23 protein-coding genes are annotated in these 18,811 nt (G+C 41.5%); 9 read left to right on the forward strand and 14 right to left on the reverse strand.

Annotated elements, in window-relative coordinates; genetic code table 11:
• Positions 1-237 precede the first annotated feature (237 nt).
• A complete protein-coding gene (locus WC743_RS08845) occupies positions 238-1,008 on the reverse strand; it encodes an enoyl-CoA hydratase/isomerase family protein (protein ID WP_373011567.1) in 771 nt (256 codons plus the stop codon).
• Positions 1,009-1,152: 144 nt separating this feature from the next.
• On the opposite strand from WC743_RS08845, the gene WC743_RS08850 reads away from it, so the two are divergent.
• Positions 1,153-1,755: a hypothetical protein gene (locus WC743_RS08850; protein WP_373011568.1), complete on the forward strand. Its 603-nt coding sequence runs from the start codon at positions 1,153-1,155 to the stop codon at positions 1,753-1,755.
• Here the strand turns inward: WC743_RS08850 and WC743_RS08855 are convergent.
• The 5 genes from WC743_RS08855 to WC743_RS08875 form a co-directional block, all read right to left on the reverse strand.
• Positions 1,744-3,405 carry an ATP-binding protein gene (locus tag WC743_RS08855; RefSeq protein WP_373011569.1) on the reverse strand — a complete coding sequence of 554 codons (1,662 nt, stop codon included), beginning with the start codon at positions 3,403-3,405 and terminating at the stop codon, positions 1,744-1,746. The genes WC743_RS08850 and WC743_RS08855 overlap by 12 nt on opposite strands.
• 2 nt (positions 3,406-3,407) lie before the next feature.
• Positions 3,408-3,749 (reverse strand): circadian clock KaiB family protein, encoded by a 342-nt coding sequence (locus tag WC743_RS08860; protein WP_373011570.1) that lies wholly within the window; start codon positions 3,747-3,749, stop codon positions 3,408-3,410.
• Positions 3,750-4,037, reverse strand: coding sequence for a circadian clock KaiB family protein (locus WC743_RS08865; protein ID WP_373011571.1), 288 nt, complete (start codon positions 4,035-4,037; stop codon positions 3,750-3,752). It lies immediately after the preceding gene.
• Positions 4,034-5,785 (reverse strand): circadian clock protein KaiC, encoded by a 1,752-nt coding sequence (kaiC, locus tag WC743_RS08870; RefSeq protein ID WP_373011572.1) that lies wholly within the window; start codon positions 5,783-5,785, stop codon positions 4,034-4,036. Before kaiC ends, WC743_RS08865 begins: the two co-directional genes overlap by 4 nt.
• A 114-nt stretch (positions 5,786-5,899) precedes the next feature.
• Positions 5,900-7,108, reverse strand: coding sequence for an ATP-binding protein (locus WC743_RS08875; RefSeq protein ID WP_373011573.1), 1,209 nt, complete (start codon positions 7,106-7,108; stop codon positions 5,900-5,902).
• Between the two features lie 216 nt (positions 7,109-7,324).
• On the opposite strand from WC743_RS08875, the gene WC743_RS08880 reads away from it, so the two are divergent.
• Positions 7,325-9,238 carry a PAS domain-containing protein gene (locus tag WC743_RS08880; RefSeq protein WP_373011574.1) on the forward strand — a complete coding sequence of 638 codons (1,914 nt, stop codon included), beginning with the start codon at positions 7,325-7,327 and terminating at the stop codon, positions 9,236-9,238.
• Positions 9,239-9,283: 45 nt separating this feature from the next.
• Complete coding sequence (locus WC743_RS08885) at positions 9,284-9,649, forward strand: response regulator transcription factor (RefSeq protein ID WP_373011575.1); 366 nt, start codon at positions 9,284-9,286, stop codon at positions 9,647-9,649.
• Positions 9,650-9,757: 108 nt separating this feature from the next.
• On the opposite strand, the gene WC743_RS08890 is transcribed toward WC743_RS08885, so the two are convergent.
• Positions 9,758-10,183, reverse strand: a complete 426-nt coding sequence (locus WC743_RS08890; RefSeq protein WP_373011577.1) for a lipocalin family protein — start codon at positions 10,181-10,183, stop codon at positions 9,758-9,760.
• 275 nt (positions 10,184-10,458) lie between these two features.
• Between WC743_RS08890 and WC743_RS08895 the strand changes: the two genes are divergently transcribed.
• Complete coding sequence (locus WC743_RS08895; protein ID WP_373011578.1) at positions 10,459-10,872, forward strand: hypothetical protein; 414 nt, start codon at positions 10,459-10,461, stop codon at positions 10,870-10,872.
• A 10-nt stretch (positions 10,873-10,882) separates the two neighbouring features.
• Here the strand turns inward: WC743_RS08895 and WC743_RS08900 are convergent, their stop codons facing one another.
• The 5 genes from WC743_RS08900 to WC743_RS08920 are packed head-to-tail and all read right to left on the reverse strand — an operon-like array spanning position 10,883 to position 13,285.
• Positions 10,883-11,347, reverse strand: a complete 465-nt coding sequence (locus WC743_RS08900; protein WP_373011579.1) for a hypothetical protein — start codon at positions 11,345-11,347, stop codon at positions 10,883-10,885.
• Entirely contained in the window at positions 11,328-11,495 is a 168-nt protein-coding gene (locus WC743_RS08905) for a hypothetical protein (protein WP_373011580.1), read from the reverse strand. Before WC743_RS08905 ends, WC743_RS08900 begins: the two co-directional genes overlap by 20 nt.
• Positions 11,480-11,698: a hypothetical protein gene (locus tag WC743_RS08910; protein ID WP_373011581.1), complete on the reverse strand. Its 219-nt coding sequence runs from the start codon at positions 11,696-11,698 to the stop codon at positions 11,480-11,482. Before WC743_RS08910 ends, WC743_RS08905 begins: the two co-directional genes overlap by 16 nt.
• Positions 11,699-11,730: 32 nt before the next feature.
• Positions 11,731-12,222 carry an isoprenylcysteine carboxyl methyltransferase family protein gene (locus WC743_RS08915; protein WP_373011582.1) on the reverse strand — a complete coding sequence of 164 codons (492 nt, stop codon included), beginning with the start codon at positions 12,220-12,222 and terminating at the stop codon, positions 11,731-11,733.
• Between the two features lie 4 nt (positions 12,223-12,226).
• Positions 12,227-13,285 carry a type III polyketide synthase gene (locus WC743_RS08920; protein WP_373011583.1) on the reverse strand — a complete coding sequence of 353 codons (1,059 nt, stop codon included), beginning with the start codon at positions 13,283-13,285 and terminating at the stop codon, positions 12,227-12,229.
• Between the two features lie 140 nt (positions 13,286-13,425).
• On the opposite strand from WC743_RS08920, the gene WC743_RS08925 reads away from it, so the two are divergent.
• The 3 genes from WC743_RS08925 to WC743_RS08935 all read left to right on the forward strand — a co-directional run bounded on the left by WC743_RS08925 (position 13,426) and on the right by WC743_RS08935 (position 15,474).
• Positions 13,426-14,196 (forward strand): DNA-formamidopyrimidine glycosylase family protein, encoded by a 771-nt coding sequence (locus WC743_RS08925; RefSeq protein ID WP_373011584.1) that lies wholly within the window; start codon positions 13,426-13,428, stop codon positions 14,194-14,196.
• A 484-nt stretch (positions 14,197-14,680) separates the two neighbouring features.
• The gene (locus tag WC743_RS08930) at positions 14,681-15,157 is read left to right on the forward strand and encodes a PA2169 family four-helix-bundle protein (protein WP_373011585.1); all 477 of its coding nucleotides are present in this window, start codon (positions 14,681-14,683) and stop codon (positions 15,155-15,157) included.
• Between the two features lie 2 nt (positions 15,158-15,159).
• The gene (locus WC743_RS08935; RefSeq protein WP_373011586.1) at positions 15,160-15,474 is read left to right on the forward strand and encodes a hypothetical protein; all 315 of its coding nucleotides are present in this window, start codon (positions 15,160-15,162) and stop codon (positions 15,472-15,474) included.
• A gap of 727 nt (positions 15,475-16,201) precedes the next feature.
• On the opposite strand, the gene WC743_RS08940 is transcribed toward WC743_RS08935, so the two are convergent.
• Entirely contained in the window at positions 16,202-16,591 is a 390-nt protein-coding gene (locus tag WC743_RS08940) for a hypothetical protein (RefSeq protein ID WP_373011587.1), read from the reverse strand.
• A 40-nt stretch (positions 16,592-16,631) separates the two neighbouring features.
• Positions 16,632-17,276 carry an HAD family hydrolase gene (locus tag WC743_RS08945; RefSeq protein WP_373011588.1) on the reverse strand — a complete coding sequence of 215 codons (645 nt, stop codon included), beginning with the start codon at positions 17,274-17,276 and terminating at the stop codon, positions 16,632-16,634.
• Between the two features lie 123 nt (positions 17,277-17,399).
• Here WC743_RS08945 and WC743_RS08950 point away from each other — a divergent pair, with 123 nt between their 5' ends.
• Complete coding sequence (locus WC743_RS08950) at positions 17,400-18,287, forward strand: helix-turn-helix transcriptional regulator (RefSeq protein ID WP_373011589.1); 888 nt, start codon at positions 17,400-17,402, stop codon at positions 18,285-18,287.
• Entirely contained in the window at positions 18,271-18,726 is a 456-nt protein-coding gene (locus WC743_RS08955; RefSeq protein ID WP_373011590.1) for a DUF983 domain-containing protein, read from the forward strand. The genes WC743_RS08950 and WC743_RS08955 overlap by 17 nt, the downstream gene beginning before the upstream one ends.
• Positions 18,727-18,811 lie beyond the last annotated feature (85 nt).

An 18,811-nucleotide genomic window follows, 5' to 3' on the forward strand; every position in this document is an offset into this window, starting at 1 on the left:
ATACCTGGTCTACTACAACTGGGAACGGCCTCACCAGGGAATCAATGGCAAAAAACCTATCGATATGGTCACCTTAAACAACAAATAAAAACACCTGATTCTGTTACCGAATTACTAAACCCTTACAATTGCGAGGAGTGAAACGACAAAGCAATCCCGTAGCCAATGCATTACCGCTTATCATGCGACGAGATTGCCATGCTATCGCTCGCAATGACAGTTATAAAAATGAGTTACTTACTTCTTTAAAAAACTATTTAACGCATGCTGCGTAAACTCAGATAGTACTAATTCGCCGCTTGTAGCAGCACGTTCCGTTAATAGCTGGTCCCAATTCCCGGTACCCTCCCAAAGTATTTGTTTGAGGCCAACTAAAGCCTGCGGATGATAGGAGGCAAGCTTTTGAGTAAGCGACGTTAACTCTTTATCCATTGATAAAATATCAGCATAAACCTCATTATATAAACCCTTTTCTTTAGCCCATTGCGCGGTTTGGAAATCAACTGCGCGGATGGTAAGCTGCGAAAATGCCGGCAAACCTATCTTACGTATCACCGCCGGAGATATTACAAACGGGCCTATCCCTATGGCCAGTTCACTTAATTTAATGGATGCGGCTTCTGTAGCCAGGCAATAATCAGCTGCTGCGGCTAAACCTACACCGCCGCCTACTGCCTTACCCTGTATGCGGGCTATTATTATTTTTGGCGATTTACGGCACGCGTTAATTACATTGGCAAAGCCCGAAAAAAATTCGGCACCGGCTTGCTTATCTTTTATCAGCAGCAGTTCGTCAAAACTTGCACCGGCGCAAAAAGTACGGTCGCCCTCGCTCTTTAATACGATAATACGGGTTTCGGTGTTGTAACCAGCGGTCTCAATAGTGTCGGTAAGCTTGCGCAGTAAACCTGCCGGTAATGAATTTTGTGCAGGATGATAAAAACTGATGGTAGCAATGCCATCGGCACTGGTTGTAAGCGTTACATTTCCGTTTGATGTATCGGTCATAATTTGTTAAGCTGAATATTGCCAATATCAGCACTATTTAATTTACCTGCAAGGTTAAACGGTAATACTTCAATTAGGGGGCTGTAACCCGCCTGGTTATTTCCGCGTCATAACCACCAAAGCCTCTAATAAACCCAAGCCGTAATGGAAAAGAAACTATACATAACATCGCTGATACTTGGCCCGCTGTTTTATACGTTGTCGAGTTTTTTTTGGCTGGATAATGGCCGGTATAATGCAACCGGCGGCACATTGATTGTAATTGGCAGTGTTTTTTGGATATTTGTATTCAACGGATTGTTTGATGCCATTAAGGCTAAAACACCGGCCTATGCAGCCTGGGGGAAATTTTTGGCGGTTTATGGCTGCGCATGCGGAGGCGTGGCTTTTGGCTTACAAGATCTGTTTGCCGATATGTTTCAAATTTCGCATCAGCGTATGTTGCAGGAACTGGGCCGGCACCCAATAATAGCCAACCTTATTTTCTGGATAGGGGGGCCGCTGTTCCCGCTGAGCATTTTTGTACTGGGGATTGTACTGGTTCGTACCAAAGCGGCAGCCTTATGGGCCGGTGTATTATTATCACTCGGCGGAATTTTATTCCCTGTATCACGAATATTAAGAATTGAACTGATAGCTCACGCTGTAGACCTGTTAATGCTGATACCTCTTTATTACATTGCATGGCAAACGTTAGCCCAGCAAAACACCGATAAAAAGGAGTTGGGTATAAAATTATCTGCCTAAAGGCAACTCGAAGTAAAAGGTAGAACCTTGCCCCATTTCGCTTTCAACACCAATAATGCCATCATGATTATTGATGATCTCTTTAGATATGTATAAGCCCATGCCCAGCCCGCTGGTCATGTTCAGTTTATCTGCAACTCGGTAAAAACGATCAAAAATTTTATCTTTTTGATCGGGTGATAAGCCAATGCCGCTGTCAATAACCTCAACACGTACATAGTTACCAACTTGTTGGGAAGTTATAATAACCGTTTTATTAACCGGCGAATATTTTACCGCATTGTTAATAAGGTTCATTAAAACCTGTTCTAAGCGTTCATGATTGCCTTTAATAATGTAGTCGTTATCCAGCTTACTATCAAAAATATATGCCGGGTTTATATGCCGGGCATTTTCAATACACTGGTTCAAAAGGTCTGATATATTTACACTGCCCAGGGCGTACTCTAAACGGCCCGCTTTTATCTTGCTAACATCAAGCAGGTCATTAATTAAACTTTGCAGCCTGTTAATTGATGTACTCGCTTTGGTTACATATTGCCTAACTATGGGAGGGAGCTCTTCCTTTTTATAGCCGGCTATTAATTGCAAATAACCTTTTAAACTGGTTAGGGGAGTTTTTAATTCATGGCTGGCAATACCAATGAATTCGTCCTTACGTTCCATTTCCTGTTTCTGGTCTTCAATGTCAGTAGCGGTGCCTACCCAAAAAATAATATCGCCCGCGTCATTTTTTAACGGTTTTGAACGGTTAAGGTGCCAGCGGTAAACGCCGTCATAGCGCTTGTAGCGGTTCTCTATCTCAAACAATTCACCGGTTAGCAGGGATTTGTTGTACAGCTCAAGCGTTTTTTTCAGGTCATCCGGGTGAACTACCATTTCCCATACAATTTCATGGTCATCATCAAGTGTAAGGCCTGTATAATCATACCAGCGCTGGTTGTACGAAGTGAACTCGCCTGTTGGCAGGTTGGTCCACGTCATTTGTACAATGTTGTTGGTAAGCAGCCTGAAATGCTCGCGGCTTATTACCAGGTCATGTGTGCGTTGCCTTACGGTAGCTTCTAAATTGTTATTAAGTTTTTCGGTAGCCGCTTGTGCTTCTTCCAACTGGTAATTCCTTACCTGCAGCTCTTGTTCTGTATTTTTTAAAACAGTTAAATCTGTAATAATTATACTGAGGGCAAGGCCGCCGTCTAACTCAATAGTATTGCAGGAGAACAGGCAATGCATATCCCTGCCGCCACCATCTTTTAACATGATCTCTTCACGGCAATCTTGATTCCAGCTACTATTAATAATTTTCTCAAGCTTGCTTTTTGATGCATCAGGCACAAAAAATGATAATGGCTGCCCAATGGTTTTTTCGAGCGGGGTAGCAGCCATATGGGCAAAGCGGGTATTACAATATAAAATTATGCCTTCGCGATTAATAGTGACCGCGCCCTCACTCATCTTCTCAATAAAGACACGATAGGTTTGGTCGGCAGTTTTTAGTGTATAAAGCTGGTGCCCGTTATCATCCTTAACAACAAGGGCATCAACCTGCCCGGTTCTGATGGCATTGATGGTATCACGAGCCTCCTCCAGTTGGTACCGCAGTTCTTCAATCTCGCTAATTAAGCTATTATTTGAATTTTGCTGTTCCATTTTTAATTATTAGTCAGCCCTAAGCCTTTTAAGACCCTCGCGGTATCAGACATATCACCAATCATGCGCCTTTCGGGGCCGGGATATTTCTTGATCAGTAATGGCAGGGCAATAACATTTTCGTTTTCGGCAAGCTCTCTTTGCTGATGGATGTCAATTATTTCTAATTTGTACCTGCCGGCCAAATGTTTTTCACAAAGGGCTTTTAAATTTTCAACGGCGCGGATAGAGTTGGGTGAAGCTCCGGTAATAAATAAGCGCAGTATGTATTCTGTTGCCATTGCATCACTCTTGTAACCTTTTAAAAACCCTTCCTGATCGGCCATATCTACTTTATTATACAATTAAGCAGGGCGAATGTTCAGACCAACCAGTACCTTTTCTTCGTTAGAGAGGTCGCCAATGATCTTTCTGATAGGTTCAGGCACCTTGCGCACAAGGGTTGGAATAGCAAGTATCTGGTCACCCTCAGCCAGTTGCGGCTGCTCAAGCAGGTCAATTACCTCAATGCGGTATTGTCCTTTTAAATGTTCTTCGCAATATTTTTTAAGGTTTGTTAATGCGGTAACTGATTTTGGGGTTTTGCCGGCTACATACAGCCTCAATTCCCATTTTTTATCAACTCTTTTCATTTGGATCCTTTATCGCCTTTCTTATCATCCTCAGTCACTTCGCCCTTTCTCAACCTGATCACTTCAGCACGGCTTTTGGCTAATATTTGTTTTTTAAGTTCCTCTTCCAGGTAAAATTTATTCAGTTCTTCTTCAACAGATTCATACTCGCTGTTTAGGGTGGCAATTTTAGCTTCCAGCATCTTGCGTTTACGCATAATTTCGCGGTCTTTACGGCCTATTGCCTGCGAATGTATAGCGGCGCCGGTTTCTTCAAGCAGCATTTGTTGCTGCCTTGCAGAGCCGGTAAGTACGCCATCAGGGCCTAAGTACACCTCTATCAGGTTTAATCCGCTGTCGGTTATTACAAATTCGCGTACCTGGTTAGAGTGCTTCATTCCGCGGGATTTCATTACATACAGGCCGCGGTTACGTTCGCCGTTAAATTCAATATCGCGTACCAGGAGCCAGGCATCAACCAATGATGAAACGCCTTCATCTGTTTGTTCGTTAACGATAGTATTGAGGGATAACGCGGTAAACATTACAGAAATTTGCTCTTCCTGCAAGAAATCTATCATCCGCACCAGCATGTTCTTCACCTCACTTACAGACCCGATATTAATGAAATTAGTAATAGGGTCAATAACCACAACGCTTGGCTTGTATTTTTTGATGCATTTGTGCATGGCTACCAGGTGCATTTCAAGCCCGTATAAATTTGGCCTCGACGCGTTAAAGTATAGCAGGCCGCTATCTATATGCTTTTTCAGGTCAATACCTATAGAGCGCATGTTACGAATGATCTGGTTAGGCGATTCTTCCATTGCGAAGTACACGCACCTTTCACCACGGTTACAGGTTTCATTGGCAAAGGATGCCGATAAACTGGTTTTACCCGTACCAGCGGTACCTGATACCAAAACGCTGCCGCCACGGTACAGGCCTTTGCCACCCAGCATATCATCTAAAGCCGGTATACCGGTTGAGATCCGCTCTGAAGAAACGCTGTTAGCCATTTTAAGTGAAGTAACCGGTAATACCGATATACCGTCCTCATCTATCAGAAAAGGATATTCGTTAGTGCCATGAACTGTACCACGGTATTTGATAATGCGCAGCCTGCGCGTTGATATTTGGTTGATAACGCGGTGGTCAAGCAAAATAACACAGTCTGATACGTATTCTTCCAACCCCTGGCGGGTGAGGGAAGCGCCTTCGCCGCGTTCGCCGGTAATAATGGCGGTAACACCTTTATCTTTTAAAAAGGTAAATAACCGGCGGATCTCTGCACGCAGAACACCCTGGTTGCTTAAACCCGCGAACAGGTTTTCAAGTGTATCAAGCACCACGCGTTTAGCGCCAATGCTGTCAATGGCATACCCCAGGCGTATAAATAATCCTTCAAGGTCGTACTCGCCGGTTTCTTCTATCTCGCTGCGGTCAACATGTACATGATCTATCTTTAAAAGATTCTCCTTTTGCAGTTTTTTAAGGTCGAAACCAAGCGACGCCACATTCATGGCCAGTTCATCGCTCTTTTCTTCAAAGGCTATAAAAACACCGGGCTCATTAAACTCAACCGCGCCCCTTACAATAAATTCTATTGCCATTAGGGTTTTACCGCAACCTGCTTCACCGCAAATAAGGGTGGGCCTGCCGGTTGGCAATCCTCCTTCAGTTATTTCATCCAGTCCGTTTATCCCTGTTAAGGTTTTTGGCAAACTTGGATGAGTTATTTTATTTGGTTTTTTTTGAAATTTGCTCATTTAATTAGGTCGTTAATCAATAAGTTTTCTTATTAAAATTATCTTCCAATAACTAAGCAGTATTGTATTTGTTTGATTTGTAATAATTTATTATAAAAAAATTACAAACACTTTTTAAGCATTAATTTGTTGCAGCGGCAGGGATACAAAGAAAGAAGTTCCCATATTTTTCCCTTCACTTTCGGCCCATATTTTGCCGTTGTGCAGTTCTACCAGGATCTTGGCTATAGATAGGCCCAGCCCGTTACTGGTTTCTTTATTGGTGGGTATAGCGCTTAGGCGCGCAAATTTTGTAAAAAGCTTTTGCATATCATCGGCAGTAAGGCCTTGTCCCTCATCGCGAAATTCAACTATCAGGTTGCCGTCCTGCTCGTTAGTAAGAATATTGATCCAGGTGTTATGGTTGGAGTATTTAATAGCGTTGCTCAGCAGGTTCTCAAAAACCTCCAGTATGCGGCTGCTATCAAATTTGGCGGTTTTTAAACAGTTTAGCTGTAATAATATTCTTTGATTTTTTTGGTTAGCCAGTACCTGCAAATTGTTAACCGCTTTAGTGATCAGTTTTGCAGTATCGACCTCCTCAAATTCAAGCATCATATTACCATTATCGGTTTGTGCATGGCTGAGTAAATCGTCCAGATCGCCCATTATTCGTTTAGCGGCATTAGATATTTTACCAGCCATTGACTTAACCGGCTCCTCGGTTGACCGCTGTTCTATCAAGGTTGAATAAAGGGAGATAGCCGTAAGCGGATTTTTAATGTCATGTACCGCAATGTTCATCAAATCGGTTTGTACGCGTACAATATTGCGGGTGGTTTGACGCAGTTCAAGCTCGTCAACAATAATTTCTGACAAGTTCTTAAGCATTTCCAATTGTTTTTCTGTAGCGGTACGCGGTATAGCATCAACAACGCTAACAGTACCTAAATGGTAACCATCTAAAGTTTTAATGGGCGCACCGGCATAAAACCTTACGGCATTATCAGGCACCACCAATGGGGTGTTCTGCAAAGTTGGTACCTGGTGTATATCATGAAAAACGGTAGTATCGGCACTTAAAACAGCAAGTGCGGCAATAGTGTCTTCGGGCAGTTCATCAAGGCCGTCAACAGTGCCTATTTTGGCTTTAAAAAATACACGGTCATGGTCAACAAAACTTACAAAAGCGCTGGGAGTATCAAATATTTGCGCGGCCAGTATGGCTATTTTGTCAAATGTTTTATCGGCAGGTGTATCAAGTATTTCGTACTTATATAATTTCCTTAGGCGCTCTTCGTCATTTAGCGGAATAAGGGATACCTGTTTAAAAAAAGGTTCCATATTATTATTAATCAAGAGTAACTAAGTTGTATAAAAAAAGGTAGATAAATGTACTATTAATAACGATGCAAATATTATTTTAAAAATTGTTTTAATAATTTATAATTAATGTTTGTTGCGGTATACGAATTAATGAGTTAGTAATGTTAATTTCGCATATACATAACAGCATGCCCCTGATGCTGCTACCTGAACATTAAAGTTTTTTGCCCCCAAATGGATAACCACAGTTACCAGAATTACCTACAAAACAATACTATTTTCCAGGTGCTTATAGAGGAGTCTGTTTGGCCGGTGGGCCTTTACATTGGCCGCGAAATGGTAATTAAACTGGCTAACCAGGCAATGTTAAATGTTTGGGGTAAGGATAATTCCATAATAGGCAAAACGTTGAAGGATGCACTGGCCGAGCGGGACGGCCAGCTTTTTTATACGCTTTTAGATAATGTATACACCACTGGTATTGCTTATGAGACGTATGGCGAAAGGGTTGACCTTTTGGTTGATGGCCACATGCAAGCCTTTTATTTTAATTTAACCTATAAGCCGCTTAAAGATGATGAGGGCGAAGTTTGGGGCATATTAAATACAGCTTTAGATGTTACCGAACTGGTGCTTACCCGCCAAAAGCTTGCAGAGACTGAAGAACGGTCGGATTCTGCCCGGATAGATGCATTACTGCAAAACATTACAAGCGCATCGCCAACGGCATTGTGGATGTCTGACGATAAGGGGCTGATTATTTATACCAACCAAACCTGGCAGGATTGGACGGGGCAAACATTTGAGGAAACACTTGGCACCGGCTGGCTGGAATGTATTTTGCCCGAAGACCAGGAACGTGCAGCAGAGACATTTTTGAATGCTTTAAATAAAAGGCTCCCATATGAGGTTGACTTTAGGCTGAGGCGTAAAGATGGGGGTATTCGCTGGTGCATAGCAACGGGTAACCCCCAACATATAAATGGTGTTTTTACCGGTTACGTGGGTGCCTGCACTGATGTTACCGAAACCATTAAAACTGATATTAAACTGCAATTAAAAAATGCGGAGTTAAATGACCAGATAAGACAGTTTGAATTTGTGACCGATTTTATGCCGGTACAACTATGGACCGCTAAGCCAACCGGCGAACTGGATTATGTGAATAAACAAACCACAGATTTTTTTGGCCTGCCTGTTAATGAGATCATTGGCCCTAAATGGCTGGATCTGGTTCATCCTGATGACAGGGAAGGATGCATTACCAAGTGGGCGCGATCATTACAAACAGGAGAACTGTATCAATTTGAGTTTAGGCTGAAAGATAAAAACGATGACTATAAATGGCATTTGGCGCGTGCCCTGCCCTTTATGAGTGATGGCACTATTGCAAAGTGGTTTGGTATTAATACCGATATTGACGAGCAAAAGCAAATGCAGCGGCAAAAAGACGACTTTTTGGGTATTGCAAGCCATGAGTTGAAAACACCTGTAACCAGTATAAAAGCTTACGCCCAGGTACTGGGTGCTATGCTAAGCAAAGAGGGCGAGGAGAAAAAGGCCGAAATGGTTATGAAGATGGATTCACAACTGAACAGGCTTACCAACTTAATAGGCGATCTGCTGGATGTGACCAAGATAAACTCGGGCAAGATACTGTTTAACAAAACCTGGTTTGATTTTAATAAAGCCATACAAGAAAACATTATGGATCTGCAGCACACTACCAATAAGCATATTTTGGTGATGGATTTTGAGGATACAGGAAAAATTTATTCTGATAAAGACCGTATTGGCCAGGTAATAACCAACCTGATAACCAATGCTGTAAAATATTCGCCACACTCCAACCGTATTATTATCAGCACAAAAAAGGAGAGTAATGAAGTTATCGTTTGTGTGCAGGATTTTGGTATTGGCATACCCGATGATAAGAAGAGCAAGGTGTTTGAACAGTTTTATCGCGTTAGCGGAAACAAACAGCATACTTTCCCGGGTTTAGGGTTAGGATTATACATTTCAAATGAAATAATAAGGCGCGAAGGCGGCAAAATGTGGGTAAACAGTATTGAGGGGAAAGGATCTACCTTTTGCTTTACGTTACCGGTTAATAATGACAACATACCAGAAACAAATGTTAAAAATTAATTATCAGTTAAACCTGCCCGCGGTTTTAGTATCCAAACTGTTATAATGATGAAGCGAAAAAAAATAATGATAGCGGACGATGATCCGGGAATTGTGGATGCTGTGGGAATGCTGCTTGAATTTGAGGGCTATGCAGTTACCACTACAGTTGATGGATCAACCGTGCTGGATATGCAGGAAGAACTGCCTGATCTGCTTCTGCTTGATATATGGATGAGCGGTGAAGATGGCAGGGATATTTGCAAAAGGTTAAAAAGCGGAGATATCACCAAAAATATCCCTGTAATAATGATATCGGCCAGTCGGGATATCAAAGAATCGGCCCTGGCCGCCGGTGCCGACGATTTTTTGGCAAAACCCTTTGAAATGGATGAACTGCTGAAGAAGATAGAATTGCTGACGCAGAAATAAGCCGCTTGTTGCTGTTATTTCAAGCACGCTATCTTTACGGATGCTGCCATCATCTTTTGTGAATTGAAGAAAATAGCCTTATCGCCTTATTTTCATATACCGGGAGAATTAAGGGCGAATATAAACTATGGTATCAGACAGTTTTTTGTTAATGAGCACCATGCGGGTGGCGGTAATTTCCAAAACAGAATCTTTGCGTAATTTACCGTCAGTGGAGATTATTCGCAGTTCATGCCCGTTATTAATAAAGTTCCACTTACCGCTTTGTTTACGTTCTTTTGATTGCATATTGAAAGTATGATCGGCCTTGAAGTTCATTCTTAAAGCTTGCACCATCTCCACTACCACTTCTTTATTATTATCTACTTGTGATGCCATGGCCGGGTTTGCCTTATCCACCCGCTCTATAGCCCCCTTCACCGTTTTATCAACCGTCTTTTGGTCAAGTTTCCACTCGCCAATAATATCTGTATCTGGTGTAAATGAGGATAGTACAACTACTATCGCCAATGATAAAATAGTTTTAACGCTCATGCTTTGTTTTTTTGGCAAGATAGGTTTTGAGAAGGTTTTTCTCACCAAAGGCTCGTAAAATGTTTATTACTCAACTCAAAAAAGCTTTCATTTCGTGCGGCAAGGGGTAGGTACCAGCCATGCGTCGCATTAAAATTACTTCGCCAACGTGGAAGGATAAATGTACCGACTGGATAGTGATTTTTTGAACACAAAGCAAAATAAGTTTCTATTATTGTAGCATTATAATAAGCCTGAAATAAGATGGGTAATTGACATATAATCCACTACGCTTAATGAATGCCCGTTTACCCGATATGATGGTGATTTTTGATTATATTTTTTACAGAATAGCTAAACGTTTTTATAAAAAAGATGGCATAGATGCGGAGAGAGCTTTGGTAATTCTTGCAGTGATTCATAGTTTATTAGTAGCCACTATTTTGATCATACCTTATAAACTTTTTATTTCCTACAATGAATTTAAAATACCTAAAAATATCCTTCGAATTGAATGTGCTTCAATATTTATTATATGTTATATTTTTAATAGATATCGATATAAAGGAATGTACTGGAGTTTTTCTGAACGATGGAAAGATCGGGAGTCGTACAATCAATATGTATTGAATGGGTATTTAGTAATTGTTTCTATTTTTATACCGTTTATTATACTGGCTGCAACTTTGCATTTTCTTTATGCAAAATAATTGCGGTGGTTTAACTCAAAAAAGCTTTCATTTCATGTGGCAAGGGGTAGGTACCAGCCATGCGTCGCATCAAAATTACTTCGCCTATATGGAAGGATAAATGTACCGACAGATCCTGAATCAACTTTAATTTTAACACAATATCATTATCGGCTATATCAAACTTCTCTATTCCGCTTTTTAATTGGGATAGCTGCTCTTTAAAAAGAACAACTTCACTGTTAAGCTCATCCTGATTAGTAGCGTTACCAGCGTTTACCCAGGTCGCTTCTTCATCTATATCAGTTACCTGGCCAATATCTTTTATCTGGTTAAGTTGATGGCCTTGCCAGGCGGTTAAGTGGTTAAGTATTTGCCAGATGGTTTTAGGAGCATTTGAAAGGGTATTGCCCGTTTCGTTAACGTTCAGGTTGTCAAATACCTTAAAAGTATCAAATGAGTTATGAAAAAGCGTTTTAAAATAGCTTTGCTGCATCTGCGTTTTGCTGGCTTGTGATCTGACAAAGTATTATATCATCCCCAGGTAAATCTGCTAAAACTAATGCTGGCCTTCTTTTTGAACCTGACAGATCAGAAAATGGAAAAGGAATTACAACTACGTCTCCTTTTATAAATTTTGCCATGCAATATCCTCGTCAGGGGTAAGCCAATCTTTAGCTAAAGTTTTTTCACTTGCGTGGTGGGTTTGTATTTCATCTAAAACCACTTCTTTAGTTTCGGTCTCGTCAATAGTAAAAGCGATAATTTCTACCCGTTTACCTATAAAGTTTTTAGGCACTTTGAGTAAAACACTTTGATTATCTGGTTTTAAAATTGTTCTTACCATATATCAAATATACAAATTATTTAAAATCTCTATCACATCGCTAAAACCTCGTTCTCTTTTTTGATGCGCACGGTAAGCATTATAGCGTTAAGTATGGTGAACGCAACAGCCGTATAATACAGGTGAAAAGCCAGCGGGATAATAGCTATTTCACAAATAACAATAATGTAGTTTGGATGCTTTACGTATTTGTAAATGCCGGTAGCAACAGGGCGTGTACCCGGCACTTTATAAATTTTAGTATTCCAATAATGGCCCAGGGTTGATATTACAATAACTTTAATAACAATGAGGACGAAAAATAGTATGATAAAAAAATAGTTCACCCCGGCATCTGTGCGCCAAATATATTCTGTTATCAGCGATATAATAAAAAGCGTATGCAGCAGCACAATGTAGGGGTAATGTTCTTTCCCATATTCAATAGCGCCGTTTTTGAGCAGCCATTTTTCGTTTTTTGATGATACGTATAACTCAGATAAACGCTGAATGATCAGGAAGCTGATAAAAAATATAAAGGTCATCGGTTTAGTTTTGCATTTTTAAAAGGATCATTTCACTGCTAAAGCCCGGCCCCATGGCCAGCATTAATCCGTAACCGTCATTATAACCTTCGGTCATGAATTTTTCAAGCACATATAAAACCGTTACGCTGCTCATATTGCCATTATCATTCATAACCTCGCGGGTGTACTTTAAAAAATCACCATCAACCTGCAGGGCATCCACATAAGCATCCAATACTTTTTTCCCTCCGGGATGAAAGATAAAGTTCTTAATGTCGCTCAGTTCCAAGCCATGCTTGCCCAGGAACTCGCTTATATCCGCCTTAATATTGGTATGAATAAATGTAGGAATGTCTTTTGAGAAAACTACCTTAAAACCATCCTCTTGAAATTGCCAGCCCATTACCTCAAGCGAATCAAAATACAGCTTACTGCTTGCCGCCTCAAAAGTTATTTGTTTTGCGGGTGCAGCATGGTTATCGCCTTTAACAATACAGGCCGCTATCCCATCAGAGAACAAACTGGAACCAATGAAATTACTTTTGCTGTAATCACTTTTTATGAGTGTTAATGAGCACAGTTCTACCGCTACCAGCAGCACAACAGCATTGGGGTTAGCCTTTGCAGCCATGTTTGCCTTAGCCATGCCTGATACCCCGCCTGCGCAGCCTAAGCCCCAAACAGGTGTGCGGTTAATATGCGGACTTAATTGTAGCTGGTTTATAATAAGCGCATCCATACTTGGCGTAGCCAGCCCTGTTGTTGACACGAAAAGAATATCGGTTATATCGTTTTTATCAACCCCGGCCTTCGCAATAACCTCATTAACAGCATCTACAGAATATTGTAATGCCAGCCTTATGTATTCATCATTACGCTGCTTAAACGTGGTGGTTTCGGCGTAATAACTTAAGGGTTTAACAAAGTTACGGGTAACTATGCCGGTGTTGTCAAAAGCTTGTATCAGCCTGTCAACCTGCGGAAAATCTACCGAGAACATTGCGCGGGCCTGTTCCTTTACTTCTTGTTGCACAACCCTGTCGGGAAGGTCAATTTTAGATATTGATGCTATAAATGGCATTTAATTAATTTTTGGTTCGGCAATAAATACTCCGTTTAAACTATACGGGGGAAAGTATCAATTGGTTGATAACTTTTATTAATTACTATTGTTTGATATGCACTAAGCTTTTACATTCGACAATATAAAAATTATACACCATGCCCGAACTACCCGACCTGCAAGTATTTAGCCGCAACCTTGATAAAAGGCTGAGCGGTAAAACCGTCAAAGAAGTTATCGTGCATAAAGCACCCAAATTAAATGTTACACATGCAGTGCTGCAGGATACGTTGCAAGGTCAAAAACTCAGTTCTGTTTATCGTGATGGGAAGGAGCTTTACTTTAAATTTAGCAAGGGTGATATTTTAGCATTGCACCTGATGCTGCATGGCAAACTTTTTTTGTTTGAAGGCAAAAACGAAAACAAGTACAGTATTATTGAAATACTTTTTACTGATGATACCGGCCTTGTGTTAACAGATTTTCAGGGGATTGCCAACCCAACCCTTAACCCGGCCGATAAAGACGCGCCCGATGCCGACGCGGCAGATCTGGAGTATTTGAAGCAAAAGCTGGGCAAAACAAAAACAAATGTTAAAACCGTTCTGCTCGATCAAAAGATAATTCGGGGTATTGGTAACGCTTATGCCGATGAAATTTTATGGGATGCCCGTATATCGCCATTTTCGGCGAGTAATAAAATACCTGATGATAAGGTTAAGGAGCTGCTGAAATCTATCCACTCTGTATTGAAACATGCCGAAGAACAGATCATCAAATCAAACCCTGATATTATTGCCGGGGAGGTACGCGATTTTATGCTGATCCATAACTCCAAAAAGAAACAAAGCCCAACCGGCGCGGAGATCCTGGTAAAAGAAGCCGGACGAAAAACCTATTATACCGAAGAGCAGGAGTTGTATAGTTAACGGTCATACTGAACGGGGTAGGTATAAAATCCGAGGCCTCTGAAGGGGAAATGACATTTGCGGGGTCATCCTGAGCTTGTCGAAGGACGTGCGCAAAGGCCCTGCCCGCAATGTGGTTCGACAGGCTCACCATGACAAGACAAGCTCAGCATGCCCCAAATCCTCAAATATGTCATAGGTAATAGGGGAGGTCAAGAATTGCCGAACTATAGCGGGTTAGGTCGTAACCTCCTTGCCGGTAACTCACCCCGACTACGCTACGCTGGTCTCCCCCTCTCTCCGCAATCGGAAAGAGGGGAAAAGTTAATGGAGCTAAAACCCTCTTTGCGCGCAGCGCAGAGAGGGTGGTCGAGCGAAGCAAAGACCGGGTGAGTCTATTTTGCTAACTGCCTCGGCATACCCTTGAAACAAGCCTATTTTCCCTGAAATTAAAACATTTAACTACAATATCTTGTTTCTGATAGAAAATAAACAAGATATTGCCATGGGAACACTACAGCACATACAACACCAGATCTCGGCTTTGAACGATCTGATAAAAATAAATAATGATCGTATTACCGGCTATCAGAAAGCCCTTGAAGGCACAGAAGACCAGTCTCTGAAAGACATTTTTGAAGGTTATATTGATCAAAGCAAAGGGTATGTTAACGAATTGAACGACTATATTCACTTATTGGGCGGTTCGCCGGCTGATGGTACCACGCTTTCGGGTAAGTTTTACCATGCCTGGATGGATGTTAAATCAGCCTTTACTAAAAAAGATGCTCATTCTGTATTAGCCGACTGTGAATATGGTGAAGATGTTGCCAAGAGTGCTTACCGTAAGGCTTTGGATGATAAAGAATTGATTTGGGAGGACGAAAAAGTTGTTAACCTGTTAACCAACCACATGAACGGGTTAAAAATGGCACATGATTCTATTAAATCCCTGCGCGATTCAAGTAAACAAACAGCATAATTATGGATAATCCGGATCAGGATTTTTTAGACGAATATAAGCCCCTGCACGTACCGCATAAGTACGATGCAGCGGCTTCATTGCAAGATAATGTAGTATACGCGCTTGCCCAGCTGGAGTATGCTACCACCCCGGAAGTGGCCGCCAAACTAGCCGAATTTGACCCGCAAACCGCTGTGGAGACCCATCAGCAGAATGCGAGGAATATTTTAGAAGGCCTGTTTAATAAAGGCCTCATAAAAGGCGATGACGAGCAGGAAAGACAATATAACCTGAGCAAGATATTGGTACCAAACTCCGGCAAAACTGATAAGTAGTTATAAACCGTCGCAGTATTCCGTTAAGTGAAGCCAACTGATCAAGTTAGGATAAACCCCATCGGGGTTAAAGCTTTGTAGAAAAATAATCAGGTACGCCAGGTAGCGTACCGATGGCACGCTAAAATGTTTAATTAATGATTTCTACAAAGCTTTAGCACCTAACGGCGCTATTTATAAAATATTCTCTTCTCAAGAGGGATATAAGGATGTGTTCTTTGTGCGCGAATACCCCCTGCAGCCCAACGTCGTTATTTAAGATAAACCCCATCGGGGTTAAAGCTTTGTAGAAAAATAATCAGGTAACAATACCGTGCCATCGGTACGGAACCACGCCAGGTAGCGTACCGATGGCACGCTAAAATGTTTAATTAATGATTTCTACAAAGCTTTAGCACCTAACGGCGCTATTATAAAATATTTTCTTCTCAAGAGGGATATAAGGATGTGTCCATTGTGCGAATAGCCCAATGTCGTTATTTAATAATAAACCCCAGCGGGGTTAAAGCTTTGTAGAAAAATAAAGTAAATAGAGATACCGTGCCATCGGTACGGTACCATGTTATGTTGCGTACCGATGGCACGCTAAAATGTTTAACTAATGATTTCTACAAAGCTTTAGCACCTAACGGCGCTATTATAGAATGCTTCTTAAGTTTTCCACAACGCTTTTGCTCTTTAAAGAACGGCATAGTCCTTTGTCTTTACTCTTTCTATCCTTACTCCATTAAGGGGCCATGGGCGATACCGGCCTTACTGACATTACACTATCCACCACAAAGTTGCTTACTCCGCGCCATGGCAGGGTATGCAGGTACTCTTTATAATGCAGTTCAAGCATGGCCCCGGCGCTGTGGTTAAGTTTATCGGCCACCTTCTCATCAGTTACCGAAAACATAAACTCGTTTGATGATATATTTCCCTGCGTTTGCGAACGGATCCCACTTTGTATCAGCCTGCCTTCGTAGGTTTTAAACATGTAGCCTTTTTTAACAAAATAGTTCATGGTACCGGCCTTGGTGCCTTCGCCAAAAACAAAATAATACCGGTAATAAACTACACCGGTTATTACCAGTATTAATACAATTGCTAAAATGGTTAAAATGCGGCCTTTCATATGTTTTGATTGTGTTAAACAAAGCTAACACATTGGCTGCCTATAAGTTTAAAAAATAATTGGTAAGCGACGTAAAATCGTCAAACTTTAAATCATAATCATCAGTTGTGCCAAAACCGTAGCTTACAAATACAAAAGGGATGCCTGCCAGGCGGCTTTGTTCGCCATCACCCGCTGTATCGCCTACGTAAACCGGGTTTTTTAAACCGTGCTTATCCATCAACAGTTTAATGTTATGCTGTTTAGGCATAAAGTTAATACCGTAAGCAATTTCATCAGTAATATGGTCGTCAATACCGGCCCAGTCAATAAACTGGCGTATAATGCCTTTGGCGCAATTGCTTAGAATAAACAACGGATATTTTTGGGCTAACAGTTTCAGCCCGTCTTTTACGCCATCATACAATATACCACCCTTTTCGGTGATAAGGGTATGGCGTTTCTCGTTCACCATGGCATAGATCTCAAAACGCCTGTCAGATTCAAACTCGGGCATTAAAACTTCTATAACTTTTTTGCCTTCCCAGCCTATCATACCGGCCAGTTGGGTGCGTTCAATGGTTTTATCAATACCTAAACTTTCAAATACCACATTCCATGAATGTGCGTAGGTGTCAACGGCATCCCATAGGGTACCATCCATGTCAAAGATCAGGCTGTCGGGCTTTTGCATATTATCTATCATTGTAGCGGTGAAATTAAATATTTCTGCATAAAATCTTTAAATAATTAAAATCAGTAAAAAATACCATAACAACACCATTCCGTACCATTGCCGCAGGTAATTGTTAAGTATCTTTGTTGTGTAATGAAAAAGGCATTTCCTATATATGATATCTGCGCATTGTCTGACCATCAGCATGAAGATCTGCTGGTGAGCCGTTTTGCCCCTTATCTGCAAAAACACCAAAACCTTAGCCTGCCGCATAAGCACACTTTTTACCATGTGGTGCTATTTACCAAAGGTGGCGGCACGCATGCTATTGATTTTAAAAGTTTCTTGGTTAAACCTTATCAAATTTATTTTATGGCGCCGGGGCAAGTGCACCGCTGGAACTTTGAAGGGCCGGTAGATGGGTATATTATCAACTTTTCGGCATCGTTCTTTCAATCGTTTTTATTGAGACCGGATTACCTGGATAGCTTTCCCTTCTTTACCGGGAACATTGATGATGAAGTGGTAAATTTACCACAGCAGGCACAATCAAAAGTGGTGGATTTATTTGAGCAACTGATACAGGAAAGTGCCCAACTCAATAAAATGGGGATGGATATTATAAGGGTGTTAATGTTGCAGCTGTTTATTTTAGTAGCAAGAGAAAGCCCTAACAGCAGCCTTACAACAGCGCCTAATTATAATTATACGCTGCTGCAAAGTTTCAGAAAATTAACAGATATGAACTTTGCCACGCTAAAGCTGCCAAAAGATTATGCGGCCTTGCTGTATATTACCCCTAACCATTTAAACGCGCTTTGTAATGATCTGCTGGGGATATCGGCAGGGGAGGTGATACGCAACCGGGTGATACTGGAAGCCAAACGACTGCTGGTTAACCTTGAGCTAACCATTACCGCCATAGCCAACAAGCTCAATTTTACCGACAACTCTTATTTTACCAAATTTTTTAAAAAATATACCGGGCTTACCCCCGAAGAATTCAGAAAAAACACATTAAGCCATGACAACATCAGATAATATAAAACCCGCCAAACCGCTGTCAGCATTGCAAGGTATAGTATTGGCCAAGTGCCCGCGCTGCCGCAGGGGCGATATCTATTCAACCCCAACCTATAGTTTTAGCGGGCAAAAAATGCATGAGCGATGCTCGCATTGCGGCTTAACCTATGAGCGCGAGCCGGGTTACTGGTATGTGGCCATGTTTGTTAGCTACGCCTTTAACGTGGCCGAAATGGTAACTTTTGCAGTGGCTACCCACGTGTTAACCGGCTCAAACTCGCCCTGGGTATATGTAGGGGTGTTAATGGCTGTGGTGTTTCTGTTAGCTCCGTTTAATTACAGATATTCAAGGGTGATACTGCTTTATTGGCTTACACCGGGTTTAAATTACGAGCCATGGCGGGGCGAGGACCGTAATAAGGTGGTTTTTAAAGAGCCAAATCCGCCGGTACAATAAATTTTGTTTCACTTATCTGATATTCCCCTCTTGAGAGGGGGCGCGTCGGTGGTGCGGCTGTAGGGGTGTGTTAACCGCTTACAAA

The organism is Mucilaginibacter sp., assembly GCF_041660805.1.
Taxonomy (GTDB): Bacteria; Bacteroidota; Bacteroidia; order Sphingobacteriales; family Sphingobacteriaceae; genus Mucilaginibacter.